Below are 14,746 nucleotides of genomic sequence, written 5' to 3'. Positions count from 1 at the left end.
AGTTTTATTGATGTTAAATAAGAATCATGGTATATTATGGTTGGTGTTGTCTCGGACAAGCTAGTAGAAAAAGTAGGTAGGAGTGATAAGTATGTATCAGGAAGAGTTTAAGCGTTGGCTGGCAGCAGATCTTGAAGATCCGGATCTGAAGCCGGAGTTATCCAGAATCGAAGGAAATAATGATGAGATCAAGGAACGTTTTGCAGTTGCACTGAAGTTTGGAACAGCTGGACTTCGCGGTGTACTTGGAGCCGGAACAAACCGCATGAATATTTATGTGATACGACAGGCTACGCAGGGACTTGCAAACTGGGTTAAGACGCAGGGTGGAACGCAGACTGTTGCGATCAGTTATGACAGCCGTCTCAAGAGTGATGTATTTGCAAAGACTGCTGCAGGTGTTCTTGCTGCCAATGGGATCAAAGTAAGAATTTATGATGCATTGATGCCGGTTCCGGCACTCTCTTTTGCGACACGTTATTATCAGTGTAATGCAGGAGTTATGGTGACAGCGTCCCACAATCCGGCAAAATATAATGGTTACAAAGCATACGGACCGGATGGCTGTCAGATGACGGATGATGCAGCAGCGATCGTATACGAAGAGATTCAGAAGACGGATGTTCTGACTGGAGCTAAATATATGTCCTTTGCAGAGGGCGTTGAGGAAGGTCTGATCCGTTTTGTGGGAGATGACTGCAAGAAGGCTCTTTATGAAGCGATTGAGTCTCGTCAGGTGCGTCCGGGTCTTTGCAGTACAGCAGGACTGAAACTGGTGTATAGCCCGTTGAATGGTTCAGGGCTTGTTCCTGTTACCCGGGTATTGAAAGATATCGGCATTACAGATATCACGTTTGTTCCGGAGCAGGAGTATCCGAATGGTTATTTCACAACCTGCAGTTATCCGAACCCGGAGATTTTCGAGGCATTGGAGCTGGGATTGAAGCTTGCAGAAGAGACAGAGGCAGATTTGATGCTGGCGACAGACCCGGATGCAGACCGTGTAGGAATTGCAATGAAATGCCCGGATGGTTCTTATGAGCTTGTCAGCGGAAATGAAATGGGAGTTCTTCTTTTGGACTACATATGTGCAGGTCGCATTGAGAAGGGAACGATGCCGGAGAAGCCGGTGGCTGTGAAGTCCATCGTTTCTACTCCACTGGCAGATGCGGTTGCAGAGCATTACGGAGTAGAACTCCGCAGCGTTCTGACAGGATTTAAGTGGATCGGTGATCAGATCGCCAGACTGGAAGATGCCGGAGAGGTCGATCGTTTTATCTTTGGATTTGAAGAGAGCTACGGATATCTGGCAGGACCATATGTACGTGACAAAGATGCCGTGATCGGTTCCATGCTGATCTGTGAGATGGCAGCTTACTATAGAAGTATCGGAAGTTCACTGAAGCAGAGACTGGAAGAGATTTATGCCCAGTATGGACGTTATCTCAACAAGGTAGACAGCTTTGAGTTCCCGGGACTCAGTGGAATGGATAAGATGGCAGCTATCATGCAGGGACTTCGTGAGAATCCACTGACAGAGATTGCAGGATATAAGGTTGTGAATGTAACGGATTATCAGAAACCGGAGGAGACAGGTCTTCCGGCAGCGAATGTTCTGATCTATAAGCTGGAGAATAACGAGACAGTCATTGTCCGGCCTTCAGGAACAGAACCGAAGATCAAGATTTATTATACAACGCTTGGTAAGAACCTTGCTGAGGCTGAGGCTGAAAAAGAGAAACTGGCAGCAGCAATCGAACCGATGCTGGTATAAGAAGAAAAGAGAATCTATTTACCAACGAAGCAGACTTTAGATCATCGAATCCAAAGTCTGCTTTTCTTTCTTCTATCTGAAAAGCTCTTGTCCTGTAAGAAAGTCAGATGTTGCTTTTCCTAAAAATTCCAGTAATGGAGAAAGTTCAAAGACGGTCAGTTCTTCCACTGCACAAGGCGAAAGATCCATAAATTTTTTTAGCATAGAAAGCAGACCGTTCATATCCTCGGAATGGATTCCCTCAATGCCGTTTTGGGGAAGGTGGGGATAAAGTTCTGTCGGCAGTTGATATTTTTCAACCAGATACCGGTTCATTTTAGTGTAATCACCGTAATAGTATTTTTCAGATAAGTAATCGGTCAGAGAAATGCACTGATTCGATTTATGGATCAGGACAGAGCAGATCTCATTGCGGATGTCGGTAATCTTTCCTTCTTTATCGTAAAAGGATACGATCTGGGGAATATAATCTTTAAAAAAGCGTTTATCAATATAAAGATGAAAATAGTAGCCGAGATACAGATCATTTGCAAGCTGATTCTGATAGCTGGAAAGAAAACGTTTCAGGTCCGGCCAAAGCATCATTTTGTCGGCATAAAGCAGATTGCGGAAATGAGTCCGGTTCTTGTTGGCAGTGGCATCGGGCAGCAGAGAACCGGTCATGAAATCATTTTCGGAAGCAATCATATAGGGAAAATGAGGGTGATCCGGTAATTGGTTCAGAAGCATTTTAGCGGAAGTCAGATGTAAAATAAAACCAGGCATAAAGTATAGATCCTTTCTTTGGTGATTTAGCTGTATACTATTTCAAGTATACAATCAAAATCCCGTGATTGCCAATTATAAATTGCACAGCAGAAAGCAGTGTGGTAGAATGAAATCAATGTTCAGATAATGGATGTACCAAGGTAAAGCAACAAAGCGAATAAAGTTGAATAAATGGAGGAAGAAAGTTATGTATATTACCTGTCTTGATGTAGAAGGAGTTTTAGTACCGGAGATCTGGGTCGCATTTGCGGAAGCAAGCGGTATCCCGGAGCTGAAAAGAACGACACGTGATGAGCCGGACTATGATAAGCTGATGAACTGGAGACTTGGAATCTTAAGAGAGCATGGTCTGGGTCTGAAAGAGATTCAGGAGACGATCGCAAAGATTGATCCGCTGCCGGGTGCAAAGGAGTTTTTGGATGAACTTCGTACCTTCAGCCAGGTGATCCTGATCAGTGATACATTTACGCAGTTTGCAACTCCGCTGATGGAGAAGCTGGGATGGCCGACACTGTTTTGTAATAGTCTTGAAGTGGCGGAGAATGGTGAAATCACCGGATTTAAGATGCGTACGGAACAGTCCAAGCTGAGTACAGTAAAGGCGTTACAGTCCATCGGATTTGAGACGATCGCCAGTGGAGATTCCTATAATGATCTGGGAATGATCCAGGCAAGCAGTGCAGGATTCCTGTTCAGAAGTACAGAGAAGATCAAAGCAGATTATCCTGAAATTCCGGCATATGAAAGTTATGACGAGCTTCTTACTGCGATCAAAAAAGCAATGAAATAATCTCGGAATTATAGCAGGACTTCAAAAAATAGAAAAATGAGATTTGAGTGACCGGTCGGAACAGAGAAATGTGATCCGGGAGATCAGAGAGATAAGAGGGAGCAGATGAACCAGAAATTATATAACCCTAAGTTTAAAGAAAAAAAGACAGCGGCTGAAAAAAAGAAGAAGACCAGAAATATTGTGATCATTGCGGTCATACTGGTTTTGGCTTCAGTGGCAACCTACTGGATGATGCCGAGGACAGGTTCGCTTGAGGACAGTACTCTTTTTGATGAAGCAACCGTAAAAAGTCAGGCAGAAAAAGTCATAGGATATATTAATGCGGATGATTATGAAAGTCTGCAGGATGTTTCAGCTGATAAGATGAAAGAGATCATGACAGAAGAGCGTCTGTCAGAGGCAAAAGAAAAAGTTTCAGATGACTGGGGTGCATTTAAGTCAATGGGAGATATATCCACGACAACGATTTCCAAGCGTGGTGTGAATGCAGCGGTTGCTTATGTCACAGCGACATATGAGAATGTAGAGATTCATTATACATTAGCGTTTGATGAGGATATGAAGCTTGCATCTTTTGGAATGCAATAGAAAGTGTCATAAAATAGGTTGACAGCGGACAACGTAAAGTGGAAAAAGTTAAAAATTTAACGCGTTAAAGCGATAAAAATTTTACACTTTACAGTATTGAAGTTTTGAAAAAGAGATGTTATACTGTACCTACGTTTTGATTTTGGGAGGTATTTGTAATGGAAAAGAGAATTAACGGACATACGAGATTATACGCTTTGATCGGATCACCGGTAGGTCATTCAGGATCACCGGCAATGCAGAATTATAGTTTTGAAAAGCTTGGGATTGATGCGGCTTATCTTGCATTTGATGTGAATGTAGGGCAGACAGCTAAAGCACTGGAGGCGTTCCGTACTCTGAATGTAGGTGGATTCAATGTAACGATGCCATGTAAGACGGAGGTAGCGAGACTGGTTGACCGTTTATCACCGGCTGCCGAATTGATCGGTGCGTGCAATACGGTCGTTGTGGAAGAAGATGGTACAATGACCGGTCATATCACGGATGGGACAGGTTTTGTACGCAATCTGAAAGAGCATAGTGTAGAAGTAAAAGATCAGAAGATCGTGGTGCTTGGAACTGGCGGAGCAGCGACAGCGATCGCAGTCCAGGCAGCGTTGGACGGAGTAGCTGAAATTGCGATCTTCAACAGAAAAGATGAGTTTTTTGCCAATGGTGAGAAAACCGTGGAGAAGATCAAAAAAGCTGTTCCGACGATCGGAAAGGTGTACATAGAAGATTTGGATAATACGGAGAAATTGCGAGCTGTGATCGCAGAAAGCGATATCCTTATCAATGCTACCCGTGCGGGAATGGCTCCGCTTCAGGATGTGATTCCGGTACCGGAGGATGTCCTTCGTCCGGAACTGGCAGTTGCAGATGTTGTATACAATCCATTAGAGACTTTACTTGTGAAGAAAGCAAAAGAGGCAGGCTGCCGTGCGGCGATCGGTGGAATTGGAATGCTGTTATGGCAGGGAGCAGCAGCATTTGAATTATTCACAGGAAAAGAAATGCCGGTAGAAGAAGTGAAAGAAAAGTTTTTCTCAGAGGCATAAAGATAACGGGAATATAGAGTGAGTCTGAATGAAAAGAGGCAGGAATGGAATGTTTTTCCATCCTGCCTCTTTGAGAGTATAAAACTTTTTAAATCATTCTTGATGAAAAGAAAATTTTATAAAAATTTAATTTAATCTATCTTTTTTTGCAAAAATGTAGTCTAATAGAGAGAGGCATTCTGCCTGTGGTAAAGAGAATGCTGCCGGAAAGAACCGGATACAAAGGATGAGGAGAAAGTGAATGGAAAAGGAAACTTTTGACGGAAACGATATAGAAGTAACAGAGACAGAAACGTCAGAACAGCAGGTGTCAGAGGAAACTGAGAAGCCCCACAAATGGAGAAAACCATTGTTGATCACGCTTGGAGGGATTGCAGGAACAACTGCTGCAGTTTACATTGGAACAGCAGCGTATTTCTATTTTCATTGTCTGCCGAATACGGAGATTAATGGAAAAGATTTTTCTTATGCGAACAGGGCAGAAATTGAGGACTATTTAAAAGAAGATACAAAAAATTATGTGTTGGAGATAAAAGGCCGGGAAAATGTGAAAGATCAGATTCAAGGTTCGGAAATCGGTGTTGAATATGAGGCGGATGATGCGGCAGGTAAGTTGTTACGGGAGCAGAATTTCTGGCTGTGGCCGGTTGCATTTGATCGAGAGCAGACGCTGGAAATTCCGGTCAGTGTATCTTATGATAAGGAAAAGTTAAAAGAAAAGATCAGTACATTGAATGTAGTGACAGGTGAACAGACGCAGCCGGCTTCTTCCACTCCTTTTTTTGACGGAGAAAAATTCGTACCGGGAGAGGAAGGAAAAGGGACGGCAGTAGATGTAGATACATTGAACGAAGTGATCGGAGATGCAGTTTCCCATTTGACAGAAGAGCTGGAGCTTGATGATACAGGATGCTATGTCAGACCGAAATATATTAAGGATTCTCCGGAAGTTCAGGCAGCATGCGATCAAATGAACCCTTATCTGAAAGCAAGGATTACTTATGAGATGGATGAACCGGTTGTAGTAGACGGGACAGTGATCTCGCAGTGGGTAACGGCTGATGAAAATTTTGCTGTGACTTTTCATCCGGAACTGGTACAGGAGTGGTTGAAGCAATTTGCGGAAAAGTATGATACAGTCGGAAAGACAAGGACTTTTACGACAGCGGATGGCCGGTCAGCTCAGGTGAGTGGAGGAACCTATGGTTGGGAGATCGATGAAGAAAGCGAGCTGACAGCATTGCTTGCCAATATTGAGAATGGGGATACGGTCAGCCGTGAACCGGCATATGTAGAGGGAAAGACGGCGATTTCCCATGGTGCATCTGACTGGGGGACAACCTATGCAGAAGTCGATCTGACGAATCAGAAAATGTGGTATGTCAGGGATGGACAGATCCTGATGAGCACGGATATTGTGACGGGACTTCCGACCAGGGCAAGGCAGACCCCGGAAGGTGTTTATACGATTCTTGAAAGGATGAGAAATAAGACATTACGAGGAGCTTTGAAGCCGGACGGAACTTATGAGTATGAGACACCGGTAGATTACTGGATGCGGGTAACGTATTCAGGGGTTGGATTCCATGATGCAACATGGCAGAGGACATTCGGTGGTGATGTTTATACTTATCGTGGATCACATGGATGTATCAACATGAGCTATTCCGATGCAGGACAATTATATGATCTGATTCAGGTGGGAGATCCGGTAGTGATCCATTATTGATCAAGATGTCAGGACTGTTGACAGTCATGAATTGGCAGATAAAAACTTCAAAAGATATGAGATTGTCATGAGGAACAGATCAAAAAGATCAGATAAGGAAGTCGAGAGAAGATGGACAAAAGAAAACTAAGTAATATGCTGTTGATTCTGACAGCGTTAATTTGGGGAAGTGCATTCGTGGCACAGAGCATCGGAATGGAATATATCGGACCGTTTACGTTTGGTGCAGCCCGGAGCATTTTAGGGGGAGTAACTTTGCTCCCGGTCGTCTTTTTCAGAAAGAAAAAGTCACAGGCAAATAAAGGGAAAGCAGAACCGGATGAAAAGAAAGAAAAAAATGAGCAAAGAAAGACTTTGCTGGCGGGAGGTATCTGCTGTGGTATCTGTCTGACGATCGGAAGTATGGCACAGCAGATCGGACTGCAATATACCACAGCAGGAAAAGGCGGATTTATTACAGCTCTCTATATTCTGATTGTTCCACTTTTGGGACTGGCATTCGGGAGAAAAGCAGGGAAAAAAGTTTGGTGCGGTGTTATTTTGGCTGTGGTTGGAATGTATTTCCTTTGCGTAAAAGACGGATTTTCTATTTCAAAGGGAGACTGGATCATTTTGGCAGGTTCTTTCGCTTTTGCGGGACACATTCTTGTGATCGATTATTTTTCGCCGAAAGTGGATGGAGTATGTCTTTCGTGTCTTCAGTTTTTTATTTGCGGGATGATCTGTGCCATTCCGATGCTGGTGTCAGAACAGCCGACAGTGAATGCGGTACTGGTATCCTGGCGACCGATCGTATATGCAGGTGTATTGTCCAGTGGCGTCGGATATACGCTTCAGATCATTGCACAAAAAAATACAGACCCGACGGTAGCATCATTGTTGATGAGCCTGGAATCTGTATTTGCTGTACTGGCGGGATGGGTCATTTTAGGAGAAAGACTTTCCGTCAGAGAATTTGTGGGATGCGTACTGGTATTCTCAGCAGTGATTATTGCCCAGCTCCCGGAACGGAAAGCAGTCAGTTCCGGAAATCGGACAGTTTCAGAATAAACTGCAGGGTTGCAGAATATGCCCCTAACGCATGAATAGATTAACAACATGAAGGACTCCGTCTTCATCATTCGAGCGGGTGATGAAATCAGCGGAGTCTTTTATAATTGGCTGTGCATTTTCCATGGCGACACCGAGTCCGGCATATTCGATCATGGAAAGGTCATTAAAGCCGTCACCGCAGCAGATCATGGAATCAGCAGTCAGTCCGATACTGTTGAGAAGTTTTTGCAGAGAATGAGCCTTATCAATGTTCTGAGGCATGATCTCAAGGAAATACGGTTCGGAAAGATAAATATTGAGTAGTCCGTGGTATTTCTCTTTCAGCAGTTTCATCAGCTCCTGAAGGACATCTGCGGGTCCTGGGACAAGCAGCTTATTGATCGGGAAATCAATATAGGAGACAAAGTCATCCGGCTGGTAAATCTCCATACGGTTGATTCCCGATTCAATCCGGGTATACTGGTTCGGAGCGATCGCAGAGATAATCGTTGTATCAGTATAAGTGATCAGATCAACCCCCTGTTCTGCATAAGAGCGGACGATATCACAAATCGGTCGGATCATCTCAGGTGGAATCTGCTTATTATAAATGATCTTCCCATCTGAACAGCGTGTCACTCTTGCACCGTTAAAGGAAAGCATATAGCCTCCGAAATCCTGAAGACGCAGTTGCTTTGCCAGTGGAGCAACCCCGTTGATGGGGCGGCCGCTGGCAAGAACAACTGTCTTTCCGTTCTTTTGAATGTCGATGAGAGCCTGACGGGTCGGTTCGGTGATCTCCTTTTTTGAATTTGTAAGTGTGCCGTCCAAATCCAGCACGATAACCTGATATTGCATAATTCTCCTATTTATGTGCTTCATTCAGAAGCTCAGTTTTTGTATCATATAATTTCTGAGAAAGATCCACATATACTTTATGAGGATTGAACAAACGCTTTGTCTCATCCCAGAGAGTTGCTTTTTCTTCTTTACAGAAAGCTGCGATCTCTTTGACGGAAGGGGACTCATACTTACATTCTCCGTGAATAAAAATTGGCTGTAAAAGTTCTTTCATAGTATAGGTTCCGCCTTTGAGAAGTGTCTTTTTCCAGGTTGCATTCGGATCGAAAAGAAGAAGGTCTTCTTCAGGATCATAAACCTCATCAGCGAAACAAATAAGGTCTGCACGAAGCATATGAGTTTCTTTATCATAAATTCTGTAGATCGTCTTATTTCCCGGGTTTGTGATCTTCTCCGTATTTTCGGAGATCTTGATCTTCGGGATAAACTGTCCTTCTGCATTTTGGATCGCTGCCAGCTTGTATACACCGCCAAAGGACGGGCAGTCTTTTGAAGTGATCAGATTCGTTCCGACCCCCCAGGAAGTAATGGCAGCACCCTGCATTTTCAGATCGTGGATGAGGTATTCATCGAGGTCATTGGATGCAGCAATAACGGCATCCGGGAAACCGGCATCATCCAGCATCTTTCTTGCCTTTTTGGAAAGGTAGGCAAGGTCACCGGAGTCAAGGCGGATTCCATAGCTCTTCGGTTTGATACCTGCCTCACGAAGCTCTTTAAATACACGGATCGCATTCGGAACACCGGATTTTAAAGTATCATAAGTGTCTACCAGCAGGGTACATGCATCCGGATACAGTCTTGCGTATTCTTTAAATGCAGTGTATTCATCCTTAAATGTCATGATCCAACTGTGGGCATGTGTTCCCATAACAGGCACATCAAACATCTCTCCTGCGAGTACATTGGATGTACCTACGCATCCACCGATGACGGCAGCTCTTGCACCGTAAAGTCCGGCATCCGGTCCCTGTGCCCGGCGGAGACCAAATTCCATGATCCCATCTCCCTGTGCGGCGTATACAACACGGGATGCCTTGGTAGCGATCAGACACTGATGGTTGATGATGGTCAGGATCGCAGTTTCTACAAGCTGTGCCTCCATGATCGGGGCAACCACTTTGATGAGCGGCTCTCGTGGGAAAATCACACTTCCTTCCGGAATCGCATAAATATCCCCGCTGAAATGGAATCCGCTCAGGTAATGAAGAAAGTCTTCACTGAAAAGCCCCAGCCCTCTCAGATAGTCCACATCTTCATATGAAAAATTCAGATTCTTGATATAATCGATGACCTGATCAACGCCGGCCATAATGGAGTACCCACCTTTATTTGGGTTCTCACGGAAAAATACGTCGAAGATTACGGTCTGGTTTTCCTGAGTTTCAAAATAGCCCTGCATCATAGTAAGTTCGTACAGGTCTGTCAGTAAAGTAAGGTTCTGTGCACTCATAAATTTCCCTCTTTTCTGTAGCATTGAATCAATTATACATAATTAATGCGTGTAAATCAATAAAGAATCCATTGACAAGGGACTGTCAAATAGCTTAATCTATATGGAAGATTAGGATGAAATCCGATTGAATGACAGGAAGATCAGTGAAGTGAGTGCTGCAGGGGCAGCAGATTGGAGTAGAGAATGAGATTAGGAGTAAAGCAGGTACTGACGGTTGTAAAGATCGTAGATTTTGGAGTGTATCTGGGCAGCGATGAAGAGAGAGTGCTTCTGCCAAAGAAGCAGGTTCCGGAAGGAATCGAGGTCGGGGATCCGATAGAAGTCTTTCTTTATAAAGATTCATCAGACCGCATGATTGCGACGACGAATGAGCCGAAGCTGACACTTGGGGAGCTGGCAGTGCTGACGGTAGCAGATGTTGGCAGAATGGGGGCATTTCTTGACTGGGGATTGGAGAAAGATTTGTTCCTTCCATTTAAAGAGCAGACAGAGAAAGTGGAAAAAGGGGATAAATGTCTTGTGAGTCTTTATATTGACAAGAGCGAGAGACTTTGTGCCACAATGAAGATCTATCACCTTCTGCGGACGGATTCTCCTTATAAAAAGGATGATACAGTCAGAGGTACGATTTACGAAGTGAACCGGGAGATCGGTGCTTTCGTGGCGGTAGATAATCTTTATTCTGCACTGATCCCGAAAAGAGAGATGTACGGAAGGATGTCTGCAGGACAGGAGATCGAAGCCCGTGTAGCAGCCGTAAAAGAGGATGGCAAGCTTGATTTAAGTGTACGTGGCAAGATCCCGCAGCAGATGGACGAAGATGCAGAACTGATCCTGGACTGTATTGAGACGTGTGGGGGCAGGCTGCCATTTACGGATAAGGCAGACCCGGAGCAGATCAAGATGGAGATGGGGATGAGCAAGGCGGCATTCAAGCGTGCGGTCGGAAGACTTTTGAAGCAGAGAAAGATTCAGATCAGGGAAGACGGGATTTACAGACTGTGATCTGAAATAAAAAGATCAGGCAGAGCCTATGGAGAGAGAATGTCAGGTGTCCGGTCAAAAAAAGAAAAATACTACTTGAAATTAAGCTGGCAGAAGCGATAGATGGAACTTATTGATAACTGCAAAAGAAAGGACAATGAGGTGAAGGTATGAGTTTTGCACATTTACATGTCCATACGGAGTACAGTCTTCTGGATGGCTCGAACAAGATCAAAGAGTATGTTGCAAGAGTGAAAGAGCTGGGGATGAACAGTGCGGCAATTACGGATCACGGAGTCATGTACGGAGTGATCGATTTTTATCGGGAGGCACGTAAGCAGGGGATCAATCCGATTCTCGGATGCGAGGTCTATGTAGCTCCCAATTCCCGGTTTGACAGGGAAGTGACAGGCGGAGATGACCGGTATTACCATTTAGTGCTGCTGGCTGAGAATAACGAAGGATACGAGAATCTGACAAAGATCGTTTCCAAAGGATTTGTGGAAGGGTACTATTACAAGCCGAGAGTAGATAAAGAACTTTTAAGAACCTATCATAAGGGGATTATTGCGTTGAGTGCGTGTCTTGCAGGAGAAGTTCCAAGATATCTTACCAAAGGGATGTATGAAGAGGCAAAAGACCGGGCTTTGGAGTATCAGGAGATTTTCGGAAAAGGGAATTATTTTCTGGAGCTTCAGGATCATGGAATCCCGGATCAGCAGTTGGTAAACCAGCAGTTGATGAAGCTGTCGCAGGAGACCGGGATTGAACTGGTTGCTACGAATGATGTGCATTATACCTATGCAGATGATGAGAAGGCACATGATATCCTGCTCTGTATTCAGACGGGGAAAAAGCTGTCGGATGAGAACCGGATGCGTTATGAAGGCGGGCAGTATTATGTGAAGTCCGAAGAAGAGATGGCGGCTCTGTTCCCGTATGCAAGGCAGGCACTGGAGAATACGCAGAAGATCGCGGACCGCTGTTCTGTGGAGATTGAGTTCGGAGTGACGAAGCTTCCTAAATATGACGTGCCGGAAGGCTATACTTCCTGGGAGTACCTGCAGAAGCTGTGCTATGAAGGACTGGATCAGCGTTATAGGACACCGTCGCAGGAGCTGAAAGACCGGCTGGCATACGAGCTGGATACGATCCGGCATATGGGATATGTCGATTATTTCCTGATCGTATGGGATTTTATCAAATATGCAAAAGACCATGGAATCGCAGTCGGACCGGGGCGTGGTTCAGCAGCGGGAAGTATCGTGTCCTATTGTCTGGGGATCACAACCATTGATCCCATCCATTATCAGCTCCTGTTCGAGCGTTTTCTGAATCCGGAACGTGTATCCATGCCGGATATTGATGTGGATTTCTGCTATGAGAGACGGCAGGAAGTGATCGATTATGTAACGAGAAAATACGGAAAAGACTGCGTGGCTCAGATCGTTACATTTGGAACGCTTGCGGCAAGAGGTGTCATCCGTGATGTAGGAAGAGTCATGGATCTGCCTTATGCCTATGTGGATTCGATTGCCAAGATGATTCCCCAGGAGCTTGGAATTACGATTGATAAAGCTCTGCAGATGAATCCGGAGCTTCGTAAGCTTTATGAGTCGGATGAGACGGTGACGCATCTGATCGATATGGCGAAGCGACTGGAGGGACTGCCGAGGCACTGTTCGATGCATGCGGCAGGAGTGGTGATCTGCCAGAAACCTGTAGAGGAGTATGTACCTCTTTCAAGGGCAGCAGATGGGACAATCACGACCCAGTTTATTATGACAACGCTGGAAGAACTGGGACTTTTGAAGATGGACTTCCTGGGCCTGCGTACACTGACCGTGATTCAGAATGCGGTACAGCTTGCAAGAAAAAAGCAGCCGGATCTTCAGATCGACAAGATTGACTACAATGATAAGGCAGTGCTGGATTATATCGGTACAGGAAAGACGGAAGGAATCTTCCAGTTGGAAAGTGGCGGGATGAAGAATTTCATGAAAGAATTGCAGCCCCATAGCCTGGAGGATGTGATCGCGGGAATTTCTCTGTACCGTCCGGGTCCGATGGATTTCATTCCACAGTATATCCGGGGAAAGAACGACAGATCATCCATCACATATGACTGCCCACAACTTGAACCAATCCTTGCACCGACTTATGGCTGTATCGTTTATCAGGAACAGGTTATGCAGATCGTGCGGGATCTTGCAGGTTATACACTTGGACGAAGTGACCTTCTGCGTCGTGCCATGTCCAAGAAAAAAGCAGCGGTCATGGAAAAGGAACGGAAAACTTTCGTTTACGGCGATGAAGAGACCGGTGTACCGGGATGTATCAAGAACGGGATTGATGAGCAGACTGCAAATAAGATCTATGATGAGATGATCGATTTTGCAAAATATGCTTTTAACAAGTCTCATGCGGCTGCTTATGCAGTAGTATCTTATCAGACGGCGTGGCTGAAATACTATTATCCGGTAGAGTATATGGCAGCCCTGATGACTTCTGTGATCGATAATCCGACGAAGGTTGCAGAATATATTTACGTCTGCCGTCAGATGGGGATCAAAATCCTTCCGCCGGATATCAACAAAGGGGAGGCGGATTTTTCAGTAGACGGCGGAGATATCCGTTATGGACTGGCTGCGATCAAGAGTATCGGCCGCCCGGTGATCCGTGCCATTGTGAATGACAGAAAGGAACTCGGAGAGTTCAGAAATCTGGAAGATTTTATTACTAGGATTTCGAGCCGGGAGCTGATGAATAAACGGCTGGTGGAAAATCTCATCAAAGCCGGGGCATTGGATGTCCTGGGGGGAACAAGAAAGCAGTTCATGAGTATTTATATTCAGATCGTCGACCATATGCAGCAGGAAAAGAAAAATTCCATGGTCGGTCAGATGAGCCTGTTCGATATGGTGAGCGAGGAGCAGAAGGAAGAGTTTCAGATCAGAATGCCGGATGTCGGAGAATATACAAAGGAGAACCTCCTTGGATTTGAAAAAGAGGTACTCGGAGTGTATGTCAGCGGCCATCCGCTGGAGTCTTATGAAGAAGAGTGGCGGAAGGTGATTTCTGCGACCACTGCTGATTTTCAGGTTGATCCTGAAGTCGGATATACGAAAGTAAGAGACGGAGCCAGGGAGATCATCGGCGGTATCATTGCGGAAAAGACGGTGAAGCATACCAAGACGAACCAGATGATGGCATTTCTGACGGTAGAAGATCTTTTCGGAACAGTAGAAGTAGTTGTATTTCCGAGGGACTACGAGAAGTATCGGCAGTATCTTGAGGAAGATAATAAGATCTTTGTAAAGGGAAGAGTTTCGGAAGAAGATGACAAGGCAAGCAAGCTGATCTGCGAGAAGATCCTTCCGTTCGGGCAGAAGAAAAAGGAATTATGGATCCAGTTTCCGGATAAGGAAACGTATCTGGAGGAAGAGGCGATAACCTATGGATATTTGGCTGATTCAGAAGGAAATGACGAAGTCATGATCTACTGTGAGAAGGAAAAAATTGTGAAAAAATTACCTGCGAATAAGAATATCAGTATAAATCCACAGATTTTGAGCAGGTTAATGAACCATTTTGGTGAGAATCGGGTAAAAGTAGTAGAAAAAGCTATTGAAAACCACTTCTAAATAAGGTAGAATATTTGCGGAGTTGATAAAAAATAGACAATAGAGATCTTTATCAGACATTGCAGAGAAAGGGTGGA

11 protein-coding genes are annotated in these 14,746 nt (G+C 44.8%); 8 read left to right on the top strand and 3 right to left on the bottom strand.

What is annotated here, in order from left to right:
- The first annotated feature begins 91 nt into the window (after positions 1-91).
- Positions 92-1,774: a phospho-sugar mutase gene (locus NQ541_RS11040; RefSeq protein WP_005609087.1), complete on the top strand. Its 1,683-nt coding sequence runs from the start codon at positions 92-94 to the stop codon at positions 1,772-1,774.
- A 72-nt stretch (positions 1,775-1,846) separates the two neighbouring features.
- On the opposite strand, the gene NQ541_RS11035 is transcribed toward NQ541_RS11040, so the two are convergent.
- Positions 1,847-2,539: a hypothetical protein gene (locus NQ541_RS11035; protein WP_044939985.1), complete on the bottom strand. Its 693-nt coding sequence runs from the start codon at positions 2,537-2,539 to the stop codon at positions 1,847-1,849.
- Positions 2,540-2,729: 190 nt separating this feature from the next.
- Here NQ541_RS11035 and thrH point away from each other — a divergent pair, with 190 nt between their 5' ends.
- From thrH to NQ541_RS11010, 5 genes are all read left to right on the top strand, one after another.
- On the top strand, positions 2,730-3,332 hold the full coding sequence (gene thrH / locus NQ541_RS11030) for a bifunctional phosphoserine phosphatase/homoserine phosphotransferase ThrH (RefSeq protein ID WP_023920738.1): 603 nt from the start codon (positions 2,730-2,732) through the stop codon (positions 3,330-3,332).
- Positions 3,333-3,437: 105 nt separating this feature from the next.
- On the top strand, positions 3,438-3,923 hold the full coding sequence (locus tag NQ541_RS11025; RefSeq protein WP_005609083.1) for a DUF3887 domain-containing protein: 486 nt from the start codon (positions 3,438-3,440) through the stop codon (positions 3,921-3,923).
- Between the two features lie 158 nt (positions 3,924-4,081).
- Entirely contained in the window at positions 4,082-4,963 is an 882-nt protein-coding gene (gene aroE, locus NQ541_RS11020) for a shikimate dehydrogenase (protein WP_005609082.1), read from the top strand.
- A 241-nt stretch (positions 4,964-5,204) separates the two neighbouring features.
- Positions 5,205-6,692, top strand: a complete 1,488-nt coding sequence (locus NQ541_RS11015; protein ID WP_005609080.1) for a L,D-transpeptidase family protein — start codon at positions 5,205-5,207, stop codon at positions 6,690-6,692.
- 111 nt (positions 6,693-6,803) lie between these two features.
- Positions 6,804-7,742, top strand: a complete 939-nt coding sequence (locus tag NQ541_RS11010) for a DMT family transporter (protein WP_005609077.1) — start codon at positions 6,804-6,806, stop codon at positions 7,740-7,742.
- Positions 7,743-7,766: 24 nt separating this feature from the next.
- On the opposite strand, the gene NQ541_RS11005 is transcribed toward NQ541_RS11010, so the two are convergent.
- Entirely contained in the window at positions 7,767-8,582 is an 816-nt protein-coding gene (locus NQ541_RS11005) for a Cof-type HAD-IIB family hydrolase (protein WP_023920745.1), read from the bottom strand.
- Between the two features lie 7 nt (positions 8,583-8,589).
- Positions 8,590-10,038 carry a nicotinate phosphoribosyltransferase gene (locus NQ541_RS11000; protein WP_023920747.1) on the bottom strand — a complete coding sequence of 483 codons (1,449 nt, stop codon included), beginning with the start codon at positions 10,036-10,038 and terminating at the stop codon, positions 8,590-8,592.
- A gap of 186 nt (positions 10,039-10,224) precedes the next feature.
- Between NQ541_RS11000 and NQ541_RS10995 the strand changes: the two genes are divergently transcribed.
- The gene (locus NQ541_RS10995; RefSeq protein WP_005609072.1) at positions 10,225-11,046 is read left to right on the top strand and encodes a CvfB family protein; all 822 of its coding nucleotides are present in this window, start codon (positions 10,225-10,227) and stop codon (positions 11,044-11,046) included.
- 149 nt (positions 11,047-11,195) lie between these two features.
- Positions 11,196-14,669, top strand: a complete 3,474-nt coding sequence (locus NQ541_RS10990) for a DNA polymerase III subunit alpha (protein WP_005609070.1) — start codon at positions 11,196-11,198, stop codon at positions 14,667-14,669.
- Positions 14,670-14,746: the final 77 nt, after the last annotated feature.

The sequence above is a fragment of the [Ruminococcus] lactaris ATCC 29176 genome (assembly GCF_025152405.1).
GTDB classification, from domain to species: domain Bacteria; phylum Bacillota; class Clostridia; order Lachnospirales; family Lachnospiraceae; genus Mediterraneibacter; species Mediterraneibacter lactaris.
Note: the sequence above shows the minus strand (reverse complement) of the source record. Positions and strands in the feature narration are given on the sequence as shown.

Coding starts and splice junctions, on each gene's coding strand:
- NQ541_RS11005 (WP_023920745.1), bottom strand. CDS start 8,582: ATGCAATATCAGGTTATCGTGCTGGATTTGGACGGCACACTTACAAAT.
- NQ541_RS11010 (WP_005609077.1), top strand. CDS start 6,804: ATGGACAAAAGAAAACTAAGTAATATGCTGTTGATTCTGACAGCGTTA.
- NQ541_RS11015 (WP_005609080.1), top strand. CDS start 5,205: ATGGAAAAGGAAACTTTTGACGGAAACGATATAGAAGTAACAGAGACA.
- NQ541_RS11040 (WP_005609087.1), top strand. CDS start 92: ATGTATCAGGAAGAGTTTAAGCGTTGGCTGGCAGCAGATCTTGAAGAT.
- NQ541_RS10990 (WP_005609070.1), top strand. CDS start 11,196: ATGAGTTTTGCACATTTACATGTCCATACGGAGTACAGTCTTCTGGAT.
- NQ541_RS11035 (WP_044939985.1), bottom strand. CDS start 2,539: ATGCCTGGTTTTATTTTACATCTGACTTCCGCTAAAATGCTTCTGAAC.
- thrH (WP_023920738.1), top strand. CDS start 2,730: ATGTATATTACCTGTCTTGATGTAGAAGGAGTTTTAGTACCGGAGATC.
- aroE (WP_005609082.1), top strand. CDS start 4,082: ATGGAAAAGAGAATTAACGGACATACGAGATTATACGCTTTGATCGGA.
- NQ541_RS10995 (WP_005609072.1), top strand. CDS start 10,225: ATGAGATTAGGAGTAAAGCAGGTACTGACGGTTGTAAAGATCGTAGAT.
- NQ541_RS11000 (WP_023920747.1), bottom strand. CDS start 10,038: ATGAGTGCACAGAACCTTACTTTACTGACAGACCTGTACGAACTTACT.
- NQ541_RS11025 (WP_005609083.1), top strand. CDS start 3,438: ATGAACCAGAAATTATATAACCCTAAGTTTAAAGAAAAAAAGACAGCG.